The organism is Proteus mirabilis HI4320, assembly GCF_000069965.1.
Lineage (GTDB): Bacteria > Pseudomonadota > Gammaproteobacteria > Enterobacterales > Enterobacteriaceae > Proteus > Proteus mirabilis.
In genome coordinates, this window is record NC_010554.1 from 3854314 (window position 1) to 3872303 (window position 17990).

At 40.8% G+C, this 17990-nt stretch carries 18 protein-coding genes; 14 read left to right on the forward strand and 4 right to left on the reverse strand.

Translation table 11 applies throughout. The features are described from left to right. The first annotated feature begins 145 nt into the window (after window positions 1–145). From udp to tatC, 10 genes are all read left to right on the forward strand, one after another. On the forward strand, window positions 146–904 hold the full coding sequence (udp, locus tag PMI_RS17555; protein ID WP_004246127.1) for a uridine phosphorylase: 759 nt from the start codon (window positions 146–148) through the stop codon (window positions 902–904). Window positions 905–1053: 149 nt separating this feature from the next. Continuing rightward, window positions 1054–1836, forward strand: a complete 783-nt coding sequence (locus PMI_RS17560) for a tyrosine-protein phosphatase (protein ID WP_004249528.1) — start codon at window positions 1054–1056, stop codon at window positions 1834–1836. Window positions 1837–1907: 71 nt separating this feature from the next. Further along, window positions 1908–2438 carry a DedA family protein gene (locus tag PMI_RS17565; RefSeq protein WP_004246124.1) on the forward strand — a complete coding sequence of 177 codons (531 nt, stop codon included), beginning with the start codon at window positions 1908–1910 and terminating at the stop codon, window positions 2436–2438. Window positions 2439–2540: 102 nt separating this feature from the next. Next, window positions 2541–3881 carry a DNA recombination protein RmuC gene (gene rmuC / locus PMI_RS17570; RefSeq protein WP_004246122.1) on the forward strand — a complete coding sequence of 447 codons (1341 nt, stop codon included), beginning with the start codon at window positions 2541–2543 and terminating at the stop codon, window positions 3879–3881. A gap of 81 nt (window positions 3882–3962) precedes the next feature. Then, window positions 3963–4718 (forward strand): bifunctional demethylmenaquinone methyltransferase/2-methoxy-6-polyprenyl-1,4-benzoquinol methylase UbiE, encoded by a 756-nt coding sequence (ubiE, locus tag PMI_RS17575; RefSeq protein ID WP_004246121.1) that lies wholly within the window; start codon window positions 3963–3965, stop codon window positions 4716–4718. Window position 4719: 1 nt separating this feature from the next. Further along, window positions 4720–5361: a ubiquinone biosynthesis accessory factor UbiJ gene (locus PMI_RS17580; protein WP_004246120.1), complete on the forward strand. Its 642-nt coding sequence runs from the start codon at window positions 4720–4722 to the stop codon at window positions 5359–5361. Next, the gene (gene ubiB, locus PMI_RS17585; protein WP_004246119.1) at window positions 5361–6998 is read left to right on the forward strand and encodes a ubiquinone biosynthesis regulatory protein kinase UbiB; all 1638 of its coding nucleotides are present in this window, start codon (window positions 5361–5363) and stop codon (window positions 6996–6998) included. The genes PMI_RS17580 and ubiB overlap by 1 nt, the downstream gene beginning before the upstream one ends. Before the next feature lie 125 nt (window positions 6999–7123). Beyond that, entirely contained in the window at window positions 7124–7390 is a 267-nt protein-coding gene (gene tatA / locus PMI_RS17590; RefSeq protein ID WP_004246118.1) for a Sec-independent protein translocase subunit TatA, read from the forward strand. A 3-nt stretch (window positions 7391–7393) separates the two neighbouring features. Beyond that, a complete protein-coding gene (gene tatB, locus PMI_RS17595; protein ID WP_012368788.1) occupies window positions 7394–7924 on the forward strand; it encodes a Sec-independent protein translocase protein TatB in 531 nt (176 codons plus the stop codon). Window positions 7925–7927: 3 nt separating this feature from the next. Next, window positions 7928–8713 carry a Sec-independent protein translocase subunit TatC gene (tatC, locus tag PMI_RS17600; protein ID WP_004246116.1) on the forward strand — a complete coding sequence of 262 codons (786 nt, stop codon included), beginning with the start codon at window positions 7928–7930 and terminating at the stop codon, window positions 8711–8713. A 62-nt stretch (window positions 8714–8775) separates the two neighbouring features. Here tatC and rfaH read toward each other — a convergent pair whose 3' ends face one another. Both rfaH and PMI_RS17610 read right to left on the reverse strand, forming a co-directional pair. Continuing rightward, window positions 8776–9276 carry a transcription/translation regulatory transformer protein RfaH gene (gene rfaH / locus PMI_RS17605; RefSeq protein WP_004246114.1) on the reverse strand — a complete coding sequence of 167 codons (501 nt, stop codon included), beginning with the start codon at window positions 9274–9276 and terminating at the stop codon, window positions 8776–8778. 186 nt (window positions 9277–9462) lie between these two features. Beyond that, the gene (locus PMI_RS17610; RefSeq protein ID WP_012368789.1) at window positions 9463–10671 is read right to left on the reverse strand and encodes an RNA-guided endonuclease InsQ/TnpB family protein; all 1209 of its coding nucleotides are present in this window, start codon (window positions 10669–10671) and stop codon (window positions 9463–9465) included. A 22-nt stretch (window positions 10672–10693) separates the two neighbouring features. On the opposite strand from PMI_RS17610, the gene tnpA reads away from it, so the two are divergent. From tnpA to fre, 4 genes are all read left to right on the forward strand, one after another. Next, window positions 10694–11110, forward strand: coding sequence for an IS200/IS605 family transposase (gene tnpA / locus PMI_RS17615; protein WP_012368790.1), 417 nt, complete (start codon window positions 10694–10696; stop codon window positions 11108–11110). Between the two features lie 198 nt (window positions 11111–11308). Continuing rightward, complete coding sequence (pepE, locus tag PMI_RS17620; RefSeq protein WP_004246111.1) at window positions 11309–12034, forward strand: dipeptidase PepE; 726 nt, start codon at window positions 11309–11311, stop codon at window positions 12032–12034. Between the two features lie 119 nt (window positions 12035–12153). Continuing rightward, window positions 12154–13623, forward strand: a complete 1470-nt coding sequence (gene ubiD / locus PMI_RS17625) for a 4-hydroxy-3-polyprenylbenzoate decarboxylase (protein WP_012368791.1) — start codon at window positions 12154–12156, stop codon at window positions 13621–13623. A 15-nt stretch (window positions 13624–13638) separates the two neighbouring features. After that, window positions 13639–14340 (forward strand): NAD(P)H-flavin reductase, encoded by a 702-nt coding sequence (gene fre, locus PMI_RS17630; RefSeq protein ID WP_004246107.1) that lies wholly within the window; start codon window positions 13639–13641, stop codon window positions 14338–14340. A gap of 155 nt (window positions 14341–14495) precedes the next feature. Here the strand turns inward: fre and fadA are convergent, their stop codons facing one another. Next, complete coding sequence (gene fadA / locus PMI_RS17635; RefSeq protein WP_012368792.1) at window positions 14496–15659, reverse strand: acetyl-CoA C-acyltransferase FadA; 1164 nt, start codon at window positions 15657–15659, stop codon at window positions 14496–14498. Window positions 15660–15670: 11 nt separating this feature from the next. Next, window positions 15671–17851, reverse strand: a complete 2181-nt coding sequence (gene fadB, locus PMI_RS17640; protein WP_012368793.1) for a fatty acid oxidation complex subunit alpha FadB — start codon at window positions 17849–17851, stop codon at window positions 15671–15673. Between the last annotated feature and the right edge of the window lie 139 nt (window positions 17852–17990).

Sequence of the window (17990 nt, forward strand, 5' to 3'; positions counted from 1 at the left end):
ATTTGTGATAACTATCACGTTTTTATGAAATTGTTACTTTTTTTATTACCTGACAGGTGACGTCAATCACTAAAAAGGTCTAAAAAACTGATAAAGTAACACTTAATTTAATGAACATTGGTTTTGTCCCATTGAGGAGTCCGATATGTCTGATGTATTTCACTTAGGTTTAACCAAAAATGACCTACAGGGTGCCACTTTAGCAATTGTTCCAGGTGATCCTAAGCGTGTTGAAAAAATTGCCAAATTAATGGATAACCCAGTTCATCTGGCCTCTTTACGTGAGTACACCTCATGGCGTGGTGAAATTGATGGAAAAGCAGTGATCGTTTGTTCTACAGGGATCGGTGGTCCATCAACCTCAATTGCAGTGGAAGAATTAGCACAATTAGGTATTCGTACTTTCTTACGTATTGGTACAACGGGCGCTATTCAAGAGCACATCAATGTTGGTGACATCTTAGTAACCACAGCAGCGGTTCGTTTAGATGGCGCAAGTTTGCACTTTGCACCAATGGAATTCCCTGCAGTGTCTGACTTTGAATGTATGAATGCACTGTATAAAGCGGCTAAAGACAATGGTTCAACGGTTCACGTTGGTGTTACAGCCTCTTCTGATACCTTCTACCCAGGCCAAGAGCGTTACGACACCTATACTGGTCGAGTCGTTCGTCGTTTTAAAGGCTCTATGAAAGAGTGGCAAGAAATGGGTGTGATGAACTATGAAATGGAATCCGCTACATTATTAACCATGTGTGCAAGCCAAGGCTTACGTGCAGGTATGGTTGCAGGCGTTATTGTTAACCGTACCCAACAAGAGATCCCCGATGCTGAATTACTGAAGAAAACTGAAAATAATGCATTAGGTATCGTGATTGAAGCTGCTCGCACTTTAATGAAATAAGTTTTCTAAATGAAATACTAAAGCCTTTAATACATTGGTGTATTAAAGGCTTTTTTTGTGCGGTAATTCATCATGTTAATATGTCAACCGTCATAGATTTCTGTTAAGGTCTTGATGGTCTTAACAATACAACAATGAGAAGAGGCATTATGACTGATATCTTACAAACACATCCTTCGGTGTTGCCTTTAACAGGTGGGATTAACTTTCGTGATCTAGGGGGAAAAAAGCTCAGTAATGGCGGTATTATCAAACCCGGCTTACTCTTTCGCTCCGGTTCACTGGATAGATTAACGGATACCGATCAAGCGCTTCTTATTGATAAAAATCTTTTTCAAATCTTAGACTATCGTGACACAGGTGAAATTGTTGATAAGCCGGATCGAGTATGGGAAGGGGCACAATATTACCATGCTCCAGCTAATCCATTATCGAAAGAAGTGTCAGCTAACCTTGAAAAACTCACCCCAGAAATACTGGAACAGTTTGATGCTAAAGCATTTATGTTTCAGCTATATAAATTACTACCTATTAATAATCCGGCTTATAAACAGTTGGCAACGTTGTTGAAGCAACCAGAAAAAGGCGGTGTCATACAACATTGTGCAGTAGGTAAAGATAGAACGGGGGTGGGCTCTGCTTTAGTTCTATTTGCCTTAGGGGCCTCATTAGATGTGGTGATGGAAGATTACTTACTCACCAATGAAACATTAGCGCCTTTCCGCGCTTATCTTTTAGAAGAGCATGCTAAAACACTGAGTGAAAATGTGGTGAATAAATTTGCGTATGTTTATTCAGTACAAGAAGAGTTCCTGCAAACAGCCCTTGCCAGTATTAATCAACACTATGGCAATATCGATACTTGGCTTGAAAAAGATATTGGCTTGGATGCGCAAAGTAGAGAAAGCTTACAAAACTATTTTCTCGAATAGTGAAGTGATTTATATTCGGTTAAAGATGTTGTGCTTTTTTACTGAAATTAACCGAATTTAAGGTCTCTATTGTGACAGTACAAGACATTATCCATACCATCACTCTGTTTGTAAAAGAGCACGAAATATGGGCTGTGCCTATCGTGTTCTTACTGGCATTTGGTGAGTCACTTGCCTTTATCTCGTTATTAATACCTGCCACTGTTATCCTATTAGGCCTAGGAGCATTAATAGGTGAAAGTGGTCTACTCTTTTGGCCAATTTGGCTTGCTGCCGCCCTAGGCGCTTTTTTTGGTGATTGGATCTCCTATTGGGTGGGTTATCACTATAAAGAAGGGGTAAGAAACTTATGGCCGATTTCTCGCTCACCGCAGACCTTGGTAAGAGGGCATCAATTTTTTAATCGCTGGGGTGTTTGGGGGGTATTTATTGGGCGATTTTTTGGGCCTTTTCGGGCAATAGTGCCTTTAGTTGCGGGTATTTGTGCTATGCCACAACGCTATTTTCAGTTGGCGAATTTGGCTTCTGCGATGATCTGGGCATTTGGTATTCTGGCTCCAGGGGCGTTTGGCCTGCAATGGCTGGCGAAATGGATAGGATAATTGCGTCCTTTATCGCAAATCAGCGTATGATGTAAATTGTTGCTAGACAATGTTACTGATGCGTTTTAACGTAGCCCGCTAGAAAATAAAAAGGTTACTTGAGTGGATATTCAGTTGTTATACGGGATCATTGGTTTATTAGGCGGTGTATTGGTGGGGGGGATCGCCGTTTGGTGGCTTATCCAACAACGCTTAGCCGAAAAAGAAAACCTATTACGTGAAAATTATACTCAGCTTGCGGTTGCACAACAAAAAGCATTGGTGATCCCTTCTTTACAACAACAGATAGCGCATTTAGAGCAAGAGTTACGTGCACAACGTGAAATAATTACTTCTCAAGAGGCCGAATTAAGGGAAGTGACCACGCGTTGGGAAGAGAGCCGAATATCCGCTGAAGAGAAACAGCGTTTACTGCTTAATAGTGAACAACGACTAGCCACTCAGTTTGAAAATCTGGCTAACCGCATTTTTGAGCAAAGTGGACGTAAAGCGCAAGAGCTTAATCGTCAAGGTTTAACCCATCTCCTTTCTCCATTTCGAGAGCAACTAGAGAGTTTTCGTCGGCAGGTACAAGAAGGTTTTGGACAAGAAGCGCGAGAAAGGCATACACTGGTACATGAAATTCGCCAACTGCAACAACTCAATGTCAAAATGGCGCAAGAAGCCGTTAATCTGACTAATGCCTTAAAAGGGGATAATAAAATCCAAGGCAACTGGGGAGAAACGGTATTAGCGCGGATCTTAGAGTCATCTGGTTTACGCGAAGGGCACGAGTTTGAAACTCAAGTCAGTATTCGCCATGAAAATGGCAGTCGTTATCAACCCGATGTGATTGTGCATTTACCGCATCGTCGAGATGTGATTATTGATGCCAAAATGTCGCTGATTGCTTATGAAAGATACTTTAATAGCAGTGATGAGAATGAACAAAAACAAGCGCTGCATGCTCATGTGAACTCTATCAGAGCGCACATTAAAGGCTTAAGTCTCAAAGATTATCATAAGCTACCGGGAGTGACTTCGTTAGACTACGTTTTAATGTTTATACCGATAGAGCCTGCTTACCTCGTTGCTATTGGTCATTCTCCAGATTTATTAGAAGAAGCATTGAAAAATAATATAATGTTGGTTGGGCCATCTACTTTACTTGTTGCTTTGCGTACAATAGCCGCATTGTGGCGTTATGAATACCAAAGCCAAAATGCGCAAGAAATTGCTGATAGAGCGGCTAAAATGTATGACAAATTAAGACTTTTCGTTGATGATATGCAAGGGCTAGGTAATAGCATTCAAAAAGCGCAATCGGGCTATCTATTAGCGATGAAAAAACTCTCTGAAGGTCGTGGAAACCTTATCAGCCAAGCAGAAGGCTTTAAATCCTTAGGGGTTGAGATAAAAAAGACCATTGATAATGATCTGGTTGAAAAATCAGCTTCTGATTGATTTACATAAATAAAAATAGCGGTTTCCGGGCAAGAAATGTACTGAATTTACTAAATTTTGATTAATTAGCGGGCAAATAATATGACTCAACAATCTAAGGAAACAACAGATTTTGGTTTCCAAACCGTTGACAAAGATGAAAAACAAACCATGGTGGCCAAGGTTTTTCACTCTGTTGCATCTAAATACGATTTAATGAATGACTTAATGTCTTTTGGCATCCATCGTGTCTGGAAACGCTATACCATTGAGGCAAGTGGTGTAAGACGTAATCAACGTGTACTTGACTTGGCAGGTGGAACCGGCGATTTAACGGCAAAATTCTCTCGTTTAGTAGGAGAGAATGGTGAAGTGGTTTTAGCTGATATCAATGACTCCATGTTAAAAATGGGACGTGAGAAACTGCGTGATCACGGTATTGTTGGTAATGTCAGTTATGTACAAGCGAATGCAGAAGAGCTGCCATTCCCTGATGATTACTTTGACTGTATCACTATCTCGTTCGGTTTACGTAATGTGACTGATAAAGCCAAAGCGTTACGTTCTATGTTCCGTGTGCTAAAACCCGGTGGACGTCTATTAGTCCTTGAATTCTCTAAACCCGTTCTTGATCCGCTAAGTAAGATTTATGATGCTTACTCTTTCCATATATTACCAAGAATTGGTCAAGTGATTGTGAATGATGCAGATAGCTATCGCTATTTAACAGAATCTATTCGCATGCACCCAGACCAAGAAACATTAAAAGGAATGATGGAAGAAGCTGGGTTTGATCAGGTTTCCTATACCAATATGACTGGAGGTATAGTTGCATTACACAAAGGGTTTAAATTCTAAGATGGAAAAAGCCACTTTTTCTCATGATATTGCTTCTCAAGTGCTCTATCCACTGATAACTGCATCGATGGAAACGGCACTTAATCATGTTTTATATCAGGAAAATGTGCTTAAACCTGCCCGCAATCGCCTTGCGGGCAAAGTCTTGGCGCTTTCTATTAATGAGTTTCCTCAATCTATCTATTTAATTTTCAGCGAACAGCAAGTTGATGTGTTAACTCAATGGAATGATGAGACTGATTGCACGATAAAAACTAAATTATTAACCTTAATTAAACTCACTGACCGACAAAAGTTGTCTGAATTAATTAATCGTGGTGATATTACCATTGAAGGCGATATGCAGGTGGTACAAAACTGGTCTGCCTTGCTGGATATGGCACCCTGGGAGCCTGCGCAATATTTAGCGCCTTATATTGGTGATTTGGCTGCAGAAGGATTATCGCTTGCAGCAAGTAAAGGGCTCAAATTATTCACTACACTATTTGGCCGACAAAAAGCTTATTTAAGAGACGCTTTGATTGAAGAGTGGAAAACCGCCCCCTCAACATTAGAGACTGTCCATTTTTATGATGAAATAGAACAACTGGCACAGCAAACAGCCGAGTTAGAAAAACGGTTAAGCACCTTGGAGAAAAAATAATGCTCCTCAGTGAGTTAAAGCGCCTTTATCATATTATTAAAGTCTTCTTATCTTATGGGCTTGATGAGCTAATTCCTAAACATCGAATTACCTTGCCAGCAAGATTGGGGTGCCGAGCACTATTTTGGATCAAAAATCAGCATGCCGATAAACCATTAGGTGAGCGCTTACGACTTGCATTACAAACATTAGGGCCTGTTTGGATAAAACTGGGTCAAATGTTATCGACTCGACGTGATCTTTTTCCTCCTCATATCGCTGATCAGTTGGCGTTACTGCAAGATAAAGTAGCCCCTTTTGATGGTAAAAAAGCGCGACAATATATTGAAAAATCATTTGGTGGCCCTATCGATAAATGGTTTGATGATTTTGACGAAACACCTCTTGCTTCTGCGTCTATTGCACAAGTCCATACCGCTACATTGAAAGAAAATGGTAAAGAAGTGGTATTAAAGGTGATCCGTCCTGATATTCAGCCTGTTATTAAAGCGGATATTCGTTTGATGTATCGGTTAGCGAATTTATTGCCATTTTTACCCGATGGGCGTCGGTTACGGCCTAAAGAAGTGATCCGCGAATATGAAAAAACATTACTTGATGAGCTAAACCTATTACGTGAAGCGGCAAATGCCATTCAATTGCGTCGTAACTTTGAAAATAGCTCTATGCTTTATATTCCGGAAGTGTATTCGGATTATTGCCATGAAAATGTAATGGTGATGGAGCGTATTTATGGTATTCCTGTTTCAGATATTGATGCGTTAAATGCCCAAAATACCAATATGAAGCTATTGGCAGAGCGTGGGGTTAAAGTCTTTTTTACTCAAGTATTTAGAGACAGTTTTTTCCATGCAGATATGCATCCGGGTAATGTATTTATCAGTTATGATCATCCGGAAAATCCATACTATATTGGTATTGACTGTGGTATTGTCGGCTCACTGAATAAAGAAGATAAACGTTATTTAGCGGAAAACTTCTTAGCATTCTTTAATCGTGACTATCGTCGTGTGGCTGAGTTACACGTTGATTCTGGTTGGGTACCTGCTGATACCAATGTAGAAGATTTTGAGTTTGCTATTCGCACAGTGTGTGAGCCAATCTTTGAAAAACCCTTGTCAGAAATTTCTTTTGGGCATGTGCTACTGAATCTTTTTAATACGGCTCGTCGTTTTAATATGGAAGTACAACCGCAATTGGTTTTACTGCAAAAAACTTTGTTGTATGTTGAAGGCTTAGGTCGTCAGCTTTATCCACAGCTTGATCTTTGGAAAACGGCAAAACCTTTCTTAGAAGATTGGCTACATAGTCAAATTGGTATTACTGCGTTGGTAAATGGTATCAAAAGTAAGGCGCCTTACTGGATTGAAAAGATGCCTGAATTGCCTGAATTGGTTTATGATAGCCTGAAACAACACAAAAATATGAAGTTAACGCTAGAAAAATTGACGGAACAAATAAGTTCACAGAGAGTCAAACAAAGACAGTCCTATTTTTTATTGGGTATGGGAACAACGCTATTTTTATGCGGTAGCCTGTTTTTTGTTTCTGGTTTTAAAACATTATTTAGTGTTTTTATCAGTTTAGGCCTTCTCGCATGGATTTGGGGCTGGTTTAAATCAGGTAATGCACAATAAAAACACATCAAAGTTTGTCTTTGAACAATTTATAATATGAATTCGAGATTCCCGAAAATTGAATTCGATGTATATAATGGGCACTGTTGTAAAGTATAACTCCTAAAATAGTTGAGGAACATAAAATGGGCGGTATTAGCATTTGGCAATTACTCATCATCGCTGTCATCGTAGTCTTATTATTTGGTACTAATAAACTGCGCACTTTAGGCTCAGATTTGGGTGCTTCAGTCAAAGGCTTTAAAAAAGCGATGGGTGACGAAAACCAAAAAGAGACCAACAACGCAGAAAAAACCACGAACGACGCAGATTTTGATACTAAAAATTTAGCGCAGAAGACTTCGACAGAAGAGAAGTCAACCACTGAGAGCAAAAATAAAGAGCAGGTGTAAACCGTGTTTGACATTGGTTTTAGTCAGCTGCTATTGGTCATGGTGATAGGTCTTGTTTTTCTGGGGCCAGAACGATTGCCCGTAGCAGTAAAAACAATTGCTGGCTGGGTAAGGGCATTACGCTCTTTGGCGGCGAATGTGCAAAATGAGCTAACTCAAGAACTAAAACTTCAAGAGCTTCAAGAGAGCCTGAAGAAAGTGGAAGAGAAAGCGAATTTGCAAACATTATCCCCTGAGCTAAAAGCGTCGATGGATGAGTTAAAAGAGGCTGCACAGTCTTTAAAAGAAACTTATCAAGCACCTACAACGCCAGGATCTACAGAGACAGAGCAGTCTGTAAAAACCGACTCTACGGAACCTACGCCTTCTGATTTAGCGGCACTGGCTGAAGCGAATGAAGTGAATGACGATGTTCAACACAGTTCCAAAACGGTAACTGAAAATACAGAACATGTTATTAAGCCAGATGTTCCTGTTACCAAAACAGTAACAGTAGAGAAGAAAACAACTGATCAGGCAAATGGTGAGCACTAAAACATGGCAGTAAATGATACCCAACCGCTGATCAGCCATTTAATAGAACTGCGTAAGCGTCTAATGTACAGCTTAGTTTCAGTTCTAGTGGTTTTTCTGGCTTTGGTTTATTTTTCTAACGATATCTATCAATTAATCTCGGCACCTTTACTTGATAAGTTGCCACAGGGGTCAAATATGAGTGCGACTGATGTTGCCTCAACTTTTTTGACACCGATTAAATTGACTATTATGGTATCCGTTTTTGCTTCTGTTCCTGTGATCCTTTATCAGGTATGGGCTTTTATCGCACCAGCACTGTATAAACATGAACGCCGCTTAATGTTACCGTTACTGGTTTCAAGTACCGTATTATTTTATCTCGGTATGGCGTTTGCGTATTTTGTTGTGTTTCCACTTGCATTTGGTTTCTTTGTGAATACTACCCCTGAAGGGGTTAACTTTATTCCAGATATCAGTAAGTATTTAAGTTTCGTAATGACGCTGTTTATGGCGTTTGGGGCCGCATTTGAAGTTCCTATTGCGATCATCTTGCTGTGTTGGAGTGGTGTCACAACACCTGATGCATTAAAGAAAAAACGTCCTTATATCTTAGTGGGTGCTTTTGTTATTGGCATGGTATTAACGCCACCTGATGTTTTTTCTCAAACATTATTAGCAATACCGATGTATTTATTGTTTGAGATTGGTGTCTTGGTGTCCCGTTTTTATGTCAATAATGGCAGAAGAAAAACACCAGAAGAAGAAGCTGAAGAGGCTGAGGCGCAAGCAACAGAACAGCAGAAATAATTTTAGGAAGTGAGTTTTCTAAAAACATAATTTATTAACCCAGCTAAGGCTGGGTTAACTTTTTAGAAAGGCTCTTTTTTAAACTCTTTATTATCAACGGATTTTTTCACTTCATTATTTAATATTTTTAATAGCAAAATAGAGCGAGTTTCGCCGTCTGGCTCTTGGTATATCGCTTTGATCCCCTGAAAAACACCTTCCGTAATTAATACATAATCACCACTATGCGGCACATTTTCTTCACTGTAGATAACTGAAGACGGTGTCGGCGATTGTAAGGTATCTATAACCTCTTGTGGCACTGTGACAGGATAGCGTCCAAAGCGCACAAAGGCATTAACACCACGGGTAGAATTTATCGTAGTGGTATGAATGACCTCTGGATCAAATTGAATAAATAGATAATTCGGGAACAAAGGCTCGGTGACCAAAGTTCTTTTATTTCTTATTAACTTTTCTATTGTCACCATCGGCGTAAAGCAGATCACCTGCTGACGTTCTAAGTGTTCGATCGCCCGAGCGATTTGTCCGCGTTTACAATACAGAAGGTGCCAGTTTTTCATAATAGAGACAAAGGGTTAGTTGATTCTAATTAGGAGGATAATAGCAAATTTATGATAAAGGTAACAGTCATCTGTCGGTAAATGTAACAAGTGAAATGCAATTTTATACTAGAAAATGATCACTGAAACCGTGTTCAGACGCATTGACATCCTCCACGCCCTAAAGGACGTGGATCCCTACTGCGTTCAGACTGATGTCTGAATCACCTCGGCGGGTTCCTGCTTCGACGGGCGGTCTGACTGCCCCCTCCCTCCACAGGCAAGCACGGCATGTCCTGCCGCTAAAATGTTACGTGCCCCGTTGATATCAGCATTCGCTGTATATCCACATTCAAGGCACTCGAATTGACTTTGTGACTGGCGGTTTTCCTTTGCTGTATGTCCACAGCAAGCACACTTCTGACTGGTGTAGGCAGGGGGTATTGCCAGTACCTGACCACCTCGCCAGAGCTGCTTGTACTCAAGCTGACGGCGCATTTCATACCAGCCCTGCTCCAGTATTGAGCGGTTTAAACCAGATTTAGCTTTTACGTTCCGTCCATGCCGTTCTGTCGTACCTTTTGCCGATTTAGACATGTTACTGACCTTTAAGTCCTCAATGACAATCATTGCGTGGTTTTTGCTGATTTCGCTGGTGACTTTGTGAAGGTAGTCTTTCCTGATATTGGCAATATGAGAATGCAGACGTTGAATTTTGCGCTTTTGTTTTTGCCAGTTGGCACTGAATTTGATTTTACGGCTTAACTTCCGTTGAAGCCTTGCCAGCTTTCGCTGGTTGACTTTAAAACTGCTGACGGGCGGGTATACCGTACCGTCTGAAAGCGTGGCAAGTTTTGTAACGCCTGCATCAAGCCCGACTATTGAGGTTGATTCAGGTTGTGGTTCTGTCGCTTCATACTCAGTCTGGATGCTGACGTACCATTTACCGCATGACTGACTGACCGTGACGTTTCTCACTTCTCCGACGACTTCACGACTGTTGCGGTAGCGCATCCATCCCAACTTTGGCAATGATATACGACTATTGGATTGATCGAGCTTCACGCCCTGCGGGTAGCGAAAAGCGTCATTTTTACCGCGTTTCTTGAATCGAGGAAAAGCGGTACGCTTCTGGAAAAAATTCTTGTAAGCCCGTTCCAAATCTTTAAGTGACTGTTGTAACGGTTGTGATGGGGCTTCCTTCAACCATTGTGTCTCTGTGTCAGATTTCCACTCAATGAGCCATGAAGCCATTTTTGTATAGGGAATGTATTTATTCCCTGCTTCGTAATTCTCATTCTGACGTGCTAATGCCCGATTGAAAACAAAACGACAAGCCCCTGCAAAGCGTCTCATCTCACGCTCTTGCTGACCATTGGGTCTTAACTGGAATTTAAAGGCTTGTAGACGTTTCATATTACCTATTATACTTTGGTCCATGAAAAATGAAACTAATATTCGCCGTGGCAGACATTGTGTATTCCTGATGCACGTCCATTTGGTCTTTGTCACAAAATACAGGCGAAAAATATTTGATCAGGATGCCATTGAAAAATTGCGAGGCTACTTTGCCAGTGTTTGTGCTGATTTTGATGTTGAACTGGTTGAAATGGATGGGGAACGGGATCACGTTCATTTACTGATTAATTACCCGCCAAAACTGGCGATATCTAATCTGGTTAACAGCCTTAAAGGGGTATCGAGTCGATTACTTCGACGTGATCGTCCTGATATTGCCCAATGTGATTACTACAAGGGGGTTCTTTGGTCGCCGAGTTATTTCGCGGGGAGTTGTGGTGGCGCACCAATATCCATTATCCGCCAGTACATTGAGCAACAGGAAACACCGAGTTAGTTAAAAAACCGCGCCTTATATCCCCGACCTGAAGGACGGGGTTTTACGGTGCTTTGGATAAATGCAGTGGTTTTGAGAAGTTTCAATCTTATCTCAGATAGAGGTAACAAGTTGACAAAAAAATGATGGCAAAAACAAGAAAAAACTCCCAAGATAATTATCTTAGATCCTGATCCATAATTATAAAGAGGTTTTCAAATGGAAGTTTTTTTATTGAGTAATGGGAAGATTGCCGGGGACCCACAATGGTTAAGTTACGCCAAAGATAATATCGACAGCATGATTAAAAAGCGTGGTATTCGTTCTGCCGTGCTTATTGCATATGCGGTTATTCGTTCTGATCACGACCAACGTGCTCGTGAATTATCAGAAGTATTAGGTATTGAAGTGACTTGTATTGAACATTTTGATTCAGAAGTGGAAGCCATTAACAATGCTGAGTGTATTTTAGTTAGTGGGGGGAATACGTGGTTATTAAACCAAATGCTGCATGAGAAAGGATTAGTGGTTCCTATCCAGCGTGCAGTTCGTGAACGTAATATCCCTTATATCGGTTGGAGTGCGGGTTGTAATGTTGCCACTCCGACTATCCGTACTACAAATGATATGCCTGTGCGCTGTTCTGTTGTTATGCCTTCACTGGGATTATTCCCTGTACAAATTAACCCGCACTATATTGATGCCACCATTAGTGGACATATGGGCGAAACTCGAGATGAGCGTATTGCGGAGTTTTGTGCGATGAACCCAGACGAGATAGTGGTTGCCATTCGTGAAGGTAGTTACTTATATATTCAGGGTGAAGAGTTACGTTATTACAGCGCTAAAAATGAAGGCTTTAAAATTTTCCAACATGGAAAAACTTTTCCAGAACAATTTGATACAAAAATGTTGGCAAAATGGGTTCCATTTCGCTGTTTATAATAATAATTTGCAATCTCATATAAAAGGCATTGCTTTTTAGTGAGTTATGCGTTTAGCTTATAGTGTTTCAAAGAGGGCTTTGCCCTCTTTTCTCTCACTCACTGGCTCGTAAGATTATGATGAAATACCGCGATTTAAGAGATTTCCTTTCATTACTCGAAGAAAAAGGTGAATTAAAACGCATCACCTTTGAAATAGATCCCTACCTTGAAATGACCGAAATAGCGGACAGAACATTACGTGCTGGTGGGCCTGCACTGTTATTTGAAAATCCTAAAGGGTTTGATATGCCAGTGCTATGTAATTTATTTGGTACACCTGAGCGTGTTGCTATGGGGATGGGGCAAGATGATGTTAAAGCCTTACATGAAGTGGGTAAGCTATTAGCATTTTTAAAAGAGCCTGATCCTCCGAAAGGATTTCGTGATCTTTTTGATAAGTTACCTAAATTTAAGCAAGTTTTAAATATGCCAACTAAGCGCCTGAGCAAAGCCCCTTGTCAGGAGGTTGTGTTAACTGGCGATGATGTTGATTTAACTAAGATCCCCGTGATGCATTGTTGGCCTGAAGATGCAGCACCTTTGATTACATGGGGACTTACAGTAACGCGAGGGCCATTTAAAGAGCGCCAGAATTTAGGTATTTATCGCCAACAAGTGCTTGGCAAAAATAAAGTGATTATGCGTTGGTTATCTCATCGCGGTGGCGCGTTAGATTTCCAAGAATGGTGTCAAAAACACCCAGGAGAACGTTTTCCCGTTTCTGTTGCATTAGGAGCTGATCCTGCGACAATTTTAGGTGCCGTAACGCCAGTACCAGATACATTATCTGAATATGCCTTTGCTGGATTATTGCGAGGTAATAAAACAGAAGTCGTTAAATGCCTTTCCAATGACTTGGAAGTCCCGGCAAGTGCTGAAATTATTCTCGAAGGGTATATTGAACCCGGTGAGCTTGCACCAGAAGGGCCATATGGTGATCATACTGGTTATTATAATGAGATTGACTCTTTTCCAGTATTTACCATAACACATCTAACACGTCGTAAAGATGCTATCTATCACTCTACTTATACAGGGCGTCCACCGGATGAGCCGGCAGTATTAGGCGTTGCGCTTAATGAAGTATTAGTACCGATATTACAAAAACAATTTCCTGAGATTGTCGATTTTTATTTACCTCCTGAAGGTTGCTCTTATCGTTTAGCGGTTGTGACCATGAAAAAGCAGTATGCAGGTCACGCTAAACGCGTAATGATGGGAGTTTGGTCTTATTTGCGACAATTTATGTATACTAAATTTGTGATTGTTTGCGATGATGATGTGAATGCAAGAGATTGGAAAGATGTGATTTGGGCTATCACAACTAGAATGGATCCCGCAAGAGATACCATTATGATGGAAAATACGCCAATTGATTATCTTGATTTTGCTTCACCTGTTTCAGGTTTAGGCTCCAAAATGGGGTTAGATGCGACCAATAAATGGCCCGGTGAAACAGAGAGAGAGTGGGGGCGACCTATCGTAATGACGGATGAAATAAAACAGCGGGTCGATACTATTTGGGAACAGCTCGATATTGTTAAATAATAATAGAGGAACAACATGGCGATACTGAACTGTAAAGTCTCACTCGTTGAGCCGATAACAGATACGGTGTATCGGGTAAGATTATTACCTGATGGCCCATTTGATTTTCAGGCTGGACAATACCTTTTAGCGGTTATGGATGAGCGAGATAAGCGCCCATTCTCTATTGCCTCTATTCCCGAAAATAAAGACTTTATTGAGCTTCATATTGGCGCGTCAGATCTGAATCTTTACGCAATGGCTGTGCTCGATCTTATTTTAGAAACTCAACAATTAAAGATTGATATTCCCCATGGTAATGCGTGGTTTAGACAACAGAGCCAACGTCCTTTGTTGCTTATCGCAGGAGGAACAGGATTTTCTTATACTCACTCTATCTTGCTAGCGGCATTACAAGAAAATCCTCAACGTGCGATAACGCTTTATTGGGGAGGACGAGAGCAGGTACATCTTTATGATCTTAATGAGTTGCAAGATTTAACGGAAAAGTATCCCTCATTATCAGTCGTACCTGTTGTTGAACAACCTGATGACGCTTGGCGTGGTAGAAAAGGGACTGTATTAACGGCAATTAGTGAAGATTTTGGCGATTTATCATCCTATGATATTTATATCGCAGGACGTTTTGAAATGGCTAAAATAGCGCGAGATCGTTTTTGTAATGAGCGTAATGCTGATAGAGAACGCTTATTTAGTGATGCTTTTGAGTTTATTTAATAAGCAATAACGATAAAAAAACCATAAAAAAACCATAAAAAAACCATAAAAAAACCATAAAAAAACCCGCCCCTGACGGCGGGAAAATGGTTAAAAAACCAAGCAATCAAACATGTCAACCAAGTGATATTACTCAAAATGAAAAATCATCTTGATTAAACTCGCTCAATAATGGTTGCTATCCCTTGGCCTAATCCAATACACATTGTCGCTAATCCTAATTGTGCATCTTTACGCTCCATAATATTTAATAGCGTGGTGGTTATTCTGGCACCAGAACAACCTAATGGATGCCCAAGTGCAATAGCACCACCATTAAGATTGATTTTGTCATCAATGCTATCGAGTAAGTTCATTTTTTTCATGCAAGCTAAGGATTGCGCTGCAAAGGCTTCGTTAAGTTCAAAGATATCAATATCACTGAGGGTTAACCCTGCTTTCTTTAGCGCTATTTCAGTGGCAGGAACGGGACCATATCCCATGATTGCCGGATCACAACCTGTTACCGCCATCGAACGAATAATTGCACGGGGTTTTAAATGATGTTGCTTAGCATAACTTTCGCTCGTGATAAACATCGCGGATGCCCCATCAGAGACGGCCGATGAATTCCCCGCAGTGACGGAGCCCGTGGCGGGATCAAACACGGGTCTAAGTTGTGCTAATTCATCAAGGCTTGGGTTATAACGGATAACTTCATCCGTGCTGACGCGTATAAAATCTCCTGCTGTATCATGACCATTAATGGCAACAAGTTCGTTGTCAAAATAGCCTTTTTGGGTCGCGAGGGCGGCTAAATGGTGTGAGCGATAGGCGAATTTGTCTTGTTCTTCACGAGATATTTGAAATGATTTTGCTAACATTTCTGCAGTTAACCCCATTGAGAATGAAGCCTTTGCCACAGAAAGATTTAATGCTGGGTTAAAGTCAGCATTATAGGTCATCGGTACATGACCCATATGTTCAACGCCACCAATTAAAGCAACTTGGCTCTCTCCTAACATAATTTGGCGAGCACCGTCATGCAAGGCTTGCATCGAAGAGCCACATAAACGATTGACGGTTACTGCCGGAACTTTATGTGGTAATTCTGCTAATAGTGCGGCATTACGTGCAATATTAAAGCCTTGCTCTAAAGTTTGTTGCACACAGCCCCAAATCACATCGCCAATATCATTGGGATCAATATCAGGGTTACGCTTAAGCAAAGCTTGCATTAATTGCGCAGAGAGATTTTCAGCTCTTACATGGCGAAATGCTCCACCTTTTGAACGTCCCATTGGGGTGCGAACACCATCAATTATGACAACCTTTTCCATTTCTTCTCTCCTTAAGCGAGTTCTCTGATGTTAACATCTACTTTTGCAGGCTTTGGATAGTAGGTTTCGTTACGTAATGCTTTTTGTTTTAAGCTCTCAGGAATTTGGTAAAGTGGCCCTAACTCTGAGTATTGCTCTGCATTTGCAACAAATTGTGCTAATCCAATGGTATCGAGGTAACGGAAGACACCACCACGGAAAGGAGGGAAGCCTAAACCATACACTAATGCAATATCGGCTTCTGCAGGTGAGGCGATAATGCCTTCATCTAAGCAGCGAATAACTTCATTGATCATTGGGATCATCATACGAGCAATAATAGTGTCTTGGTTAAATTCCTGTTTTTTGCCGACATGATGTTCAATAAGGCTGTGAATATCGTTATCTACCTGCTTTTGTTTTTTACCACGCTTATCAATAGTGTAGTCATAGAACCCATGATTATTTTTCTGACCATAGCGTTGTTGTTGATATAAAAGCGCAATAACGTCTTTATCAATACTGCCCATTCTGTCTGGGAAACCTTGAGCCATCACTGCTTGAGCATGATTCGCTGTATCGATACCGACAACATCCAGTAAATAAGCCGGACCCATTGGCCAGCCAAAGGCTTTTTCCATCACTTTATCTACAGCAATAAAATCAGCACCATCTCTTAATAAAAGAGAAAATCCGGCGAAATAAGGGAAGAGCACGCGATTGACAAAGAACCCCGGGCAGTCATTAACAATGATTGGCGTTTTACCCATTTTGCTAGCATAACTGACAATGCGATTAATCGTCTCTTCGCTGGTTTTTTCACCTTTAATGATCTCAACTAAAGGCATGCGGTGAACGGGATTAAAGAAGTGCATTCCACAGAAATTTTCAGGGCGTGTTAGTGATTTGGCAAGTAGCGAAATGGGGATTGTTGAGGTATTCGAAGCAAGTACAGCATGATCAGCAAGGAGCGCTTCGGTTTCAGCAAGTACAGAGGCTTTTACTTTAGGGTTTTCAACCACCGCTTCGACCACAATTTGTGCATCAGCTACACTGGCATAGTTTAGGGTAGGATGAATAGAGGCGAGGGTTTTTGCCATATCAACGGCACTCATACGTCCTTTTTCTTGACGTTTTTGTAACAGGCTGAGTGCTTCTGTCATACCCAATTCAAGGGAGTTGGCATTAATATCTTTCATGGTAACAGGAATGCCTTTTAGTGCAGATTGATAGGCAATTCCGCCACCCATGATCCCCGCGCCTAATACTGCCGCTTGTTTTGGTAAGCTAGCATGACGTTTTTTAGTAATGCCTTTCACATATTGATCATTAAGGAAAATACCCACTAATGCTTTGGCAACATCGGTGCGGGTCAGTTTGACAAAGTTTTCTGTTTCCAATTCAAGTGCCGCTTTTCTATCTAGAAATGCGGCTTTTTCTATCGTATTAACGGCGGTCATTGGGGCTGGATAATGAGGGCCTGCGACTTTCATCACCATGCCTTTTGCCACAGCAAATGACATTTTATGTTCAAGTTCCGTTAATCTTAATGCCACAGTTTTAGGTTGACGAGCAGCTTGCCAGTCAAATTTGCCATCAATGGCTTGCTCTATCAGTGAAATGGCACTTTTTTTTAGCTTATCAACAGGGACAATAGCTTGAATTAAGCCATTCTTAAGTGCTGTTTCGGCATTAATATCTTTACCTGCGGTAATAATTTCTAAGGCATTATCAACGCCAATAAGGCGAGGTAGCCGAACAGAGCCACCAAAACCCGGCATAATACCAAGTTTTGTTTCGGGTAAACCAATGCGTAAATCCGGTGATGCAATACGAAAATCCGTTGCTAATACACATTCACAGCCACCGCCTAGGGCGTAGCCATTAATGGCAGAAACTGTAGGAACGGGGAGATCTTCTAATCGATTGAAAATATGATTAGCAAAATGTAGCCATTGTGTCAGTTCTTCAACGGGTGCATCAAAAAGTGATAAAAATTCGGTAATATCGGCACCAACAATAAAGGCGGGTTTTTCTGAACGTAAAATAACCCCTTTTAGATCAGATGTATTTTCTAATACTGTTAACGCTTCGCTTAACATTGCCACCGTTTTTGTATCTAATTTATTAATAGAACCGCTAGCATTGAAAACGAGCTCAACAATACCTTGCTTCACCCAATCGGCTTGAATATTTTCGCTTTGATAGAGCATTTGTATTCTCCCTAAAGTATAAACTGGTATGACCAGATAATTAGAGTGTGAATACAATGTTAATTAATTGCAAATATTTGATTAAGGAAATGTAGGGCTGATCACAATGAAATTATCTAATATATTGATTTTTATATGA

Bases quoted from the DNA above. Each gene is read 5' to 3' on its own strand.
- udp (WP_004246127.1), top strand. From the start codon at position 146: ATGTCTGATGTATTTCACTTAGGTTTAACCAAAAATGACCTACAGGGT.
- PMI_RS17560 (WP_004249528.1), top strand. From the start codon at position 1,054: ATGACTGATATCTTACAAACACATCCTTCGGTGTTGCCTTTAACAGGT.
- ubiE (WP_004246121.1), top strand. From the start codon at position 3,963: ATGACTCAACAATCTAAGGAAACAACAGATTTTGGTTTCCAAACCGTT.
- PMI_RS17580 (WP_004246120.1), top strand. From the start codon at position 4,720: ATGGAAAAAGCCACTTTTTCTCATGATATTGCTTCTCAAGTGCTCTAT.
- ubiB (WP_004246119.1), top strand. From the start codon at position 5,361: ATGCTCCTCAGTGAGTTAAAGCGCCTTTATCATATTATTAAAGTCTTC.
- tatA (WP_004246118.1), top strand. From the start codon at position 7,124: ATGGGCGGTATTAGCATTTGGCAATTACTCATCATCGCTGTCATCGTA.
- tatC (WP_004246116.1), top strand. From the start codon at position 7,928: ATGGCAGTAAATGATACCCAACCGCTGATCAGCCATTTAATAGAACTG.
- rfaH (WP_004246114.1), bottom strand. From the start codon at position 9,276: ATGAAAAACTGGCACCTTCTGTATTGTAAACGCGGACAAATCGCTCGG.
- PMI_RS17610 (WP_012368789.1), bottom strand. From the start codon at position 10,671: ATGAAACGTCTACAAGCCTTTAAATTCCAGTTAAGACCCAATGGTCAG.
- tnpA (WP_012368790.1), top strand. From the start codon at position 10,694: ATGAAAAATGAAACTAATATTCGCCGTGGCAGACATTGTGTATTCCTG.
- pepE (WP_004246111.1), top strand. From the start codon at position 11,309: ATGGAAGTTTTTTTATTGAGTAATGGGAAGATTGCCGGGGACCCACAA.
- ubiD (WP_012368791.1), top strand. From the start codon at position 12,154: ATGAAATACCGCGATTTAAGAGATTTCCTTTCATTACTCGAAGAAAAA.
- fre (WP_004246107.1), top strand. From the start codon at position 13,639: ATGGCGATACTGAACTGTAAAGTCTCACTCGTTGAGCCGATAACAGAT.
- fadA (WP_012368792.1), bottom strand. From the start codon at position 15,659: ATGGAAAAGGTTGTCATAATTGATGGTGTTCGCACCCCAATGGGACGT.
- fadB (WP_012368793.1), bottom strand. From the start codon at position 17,851: ATGCTCTATCAAAGCGAAAATATTCAAGCCGATTGGGTGAAGCAAGGT.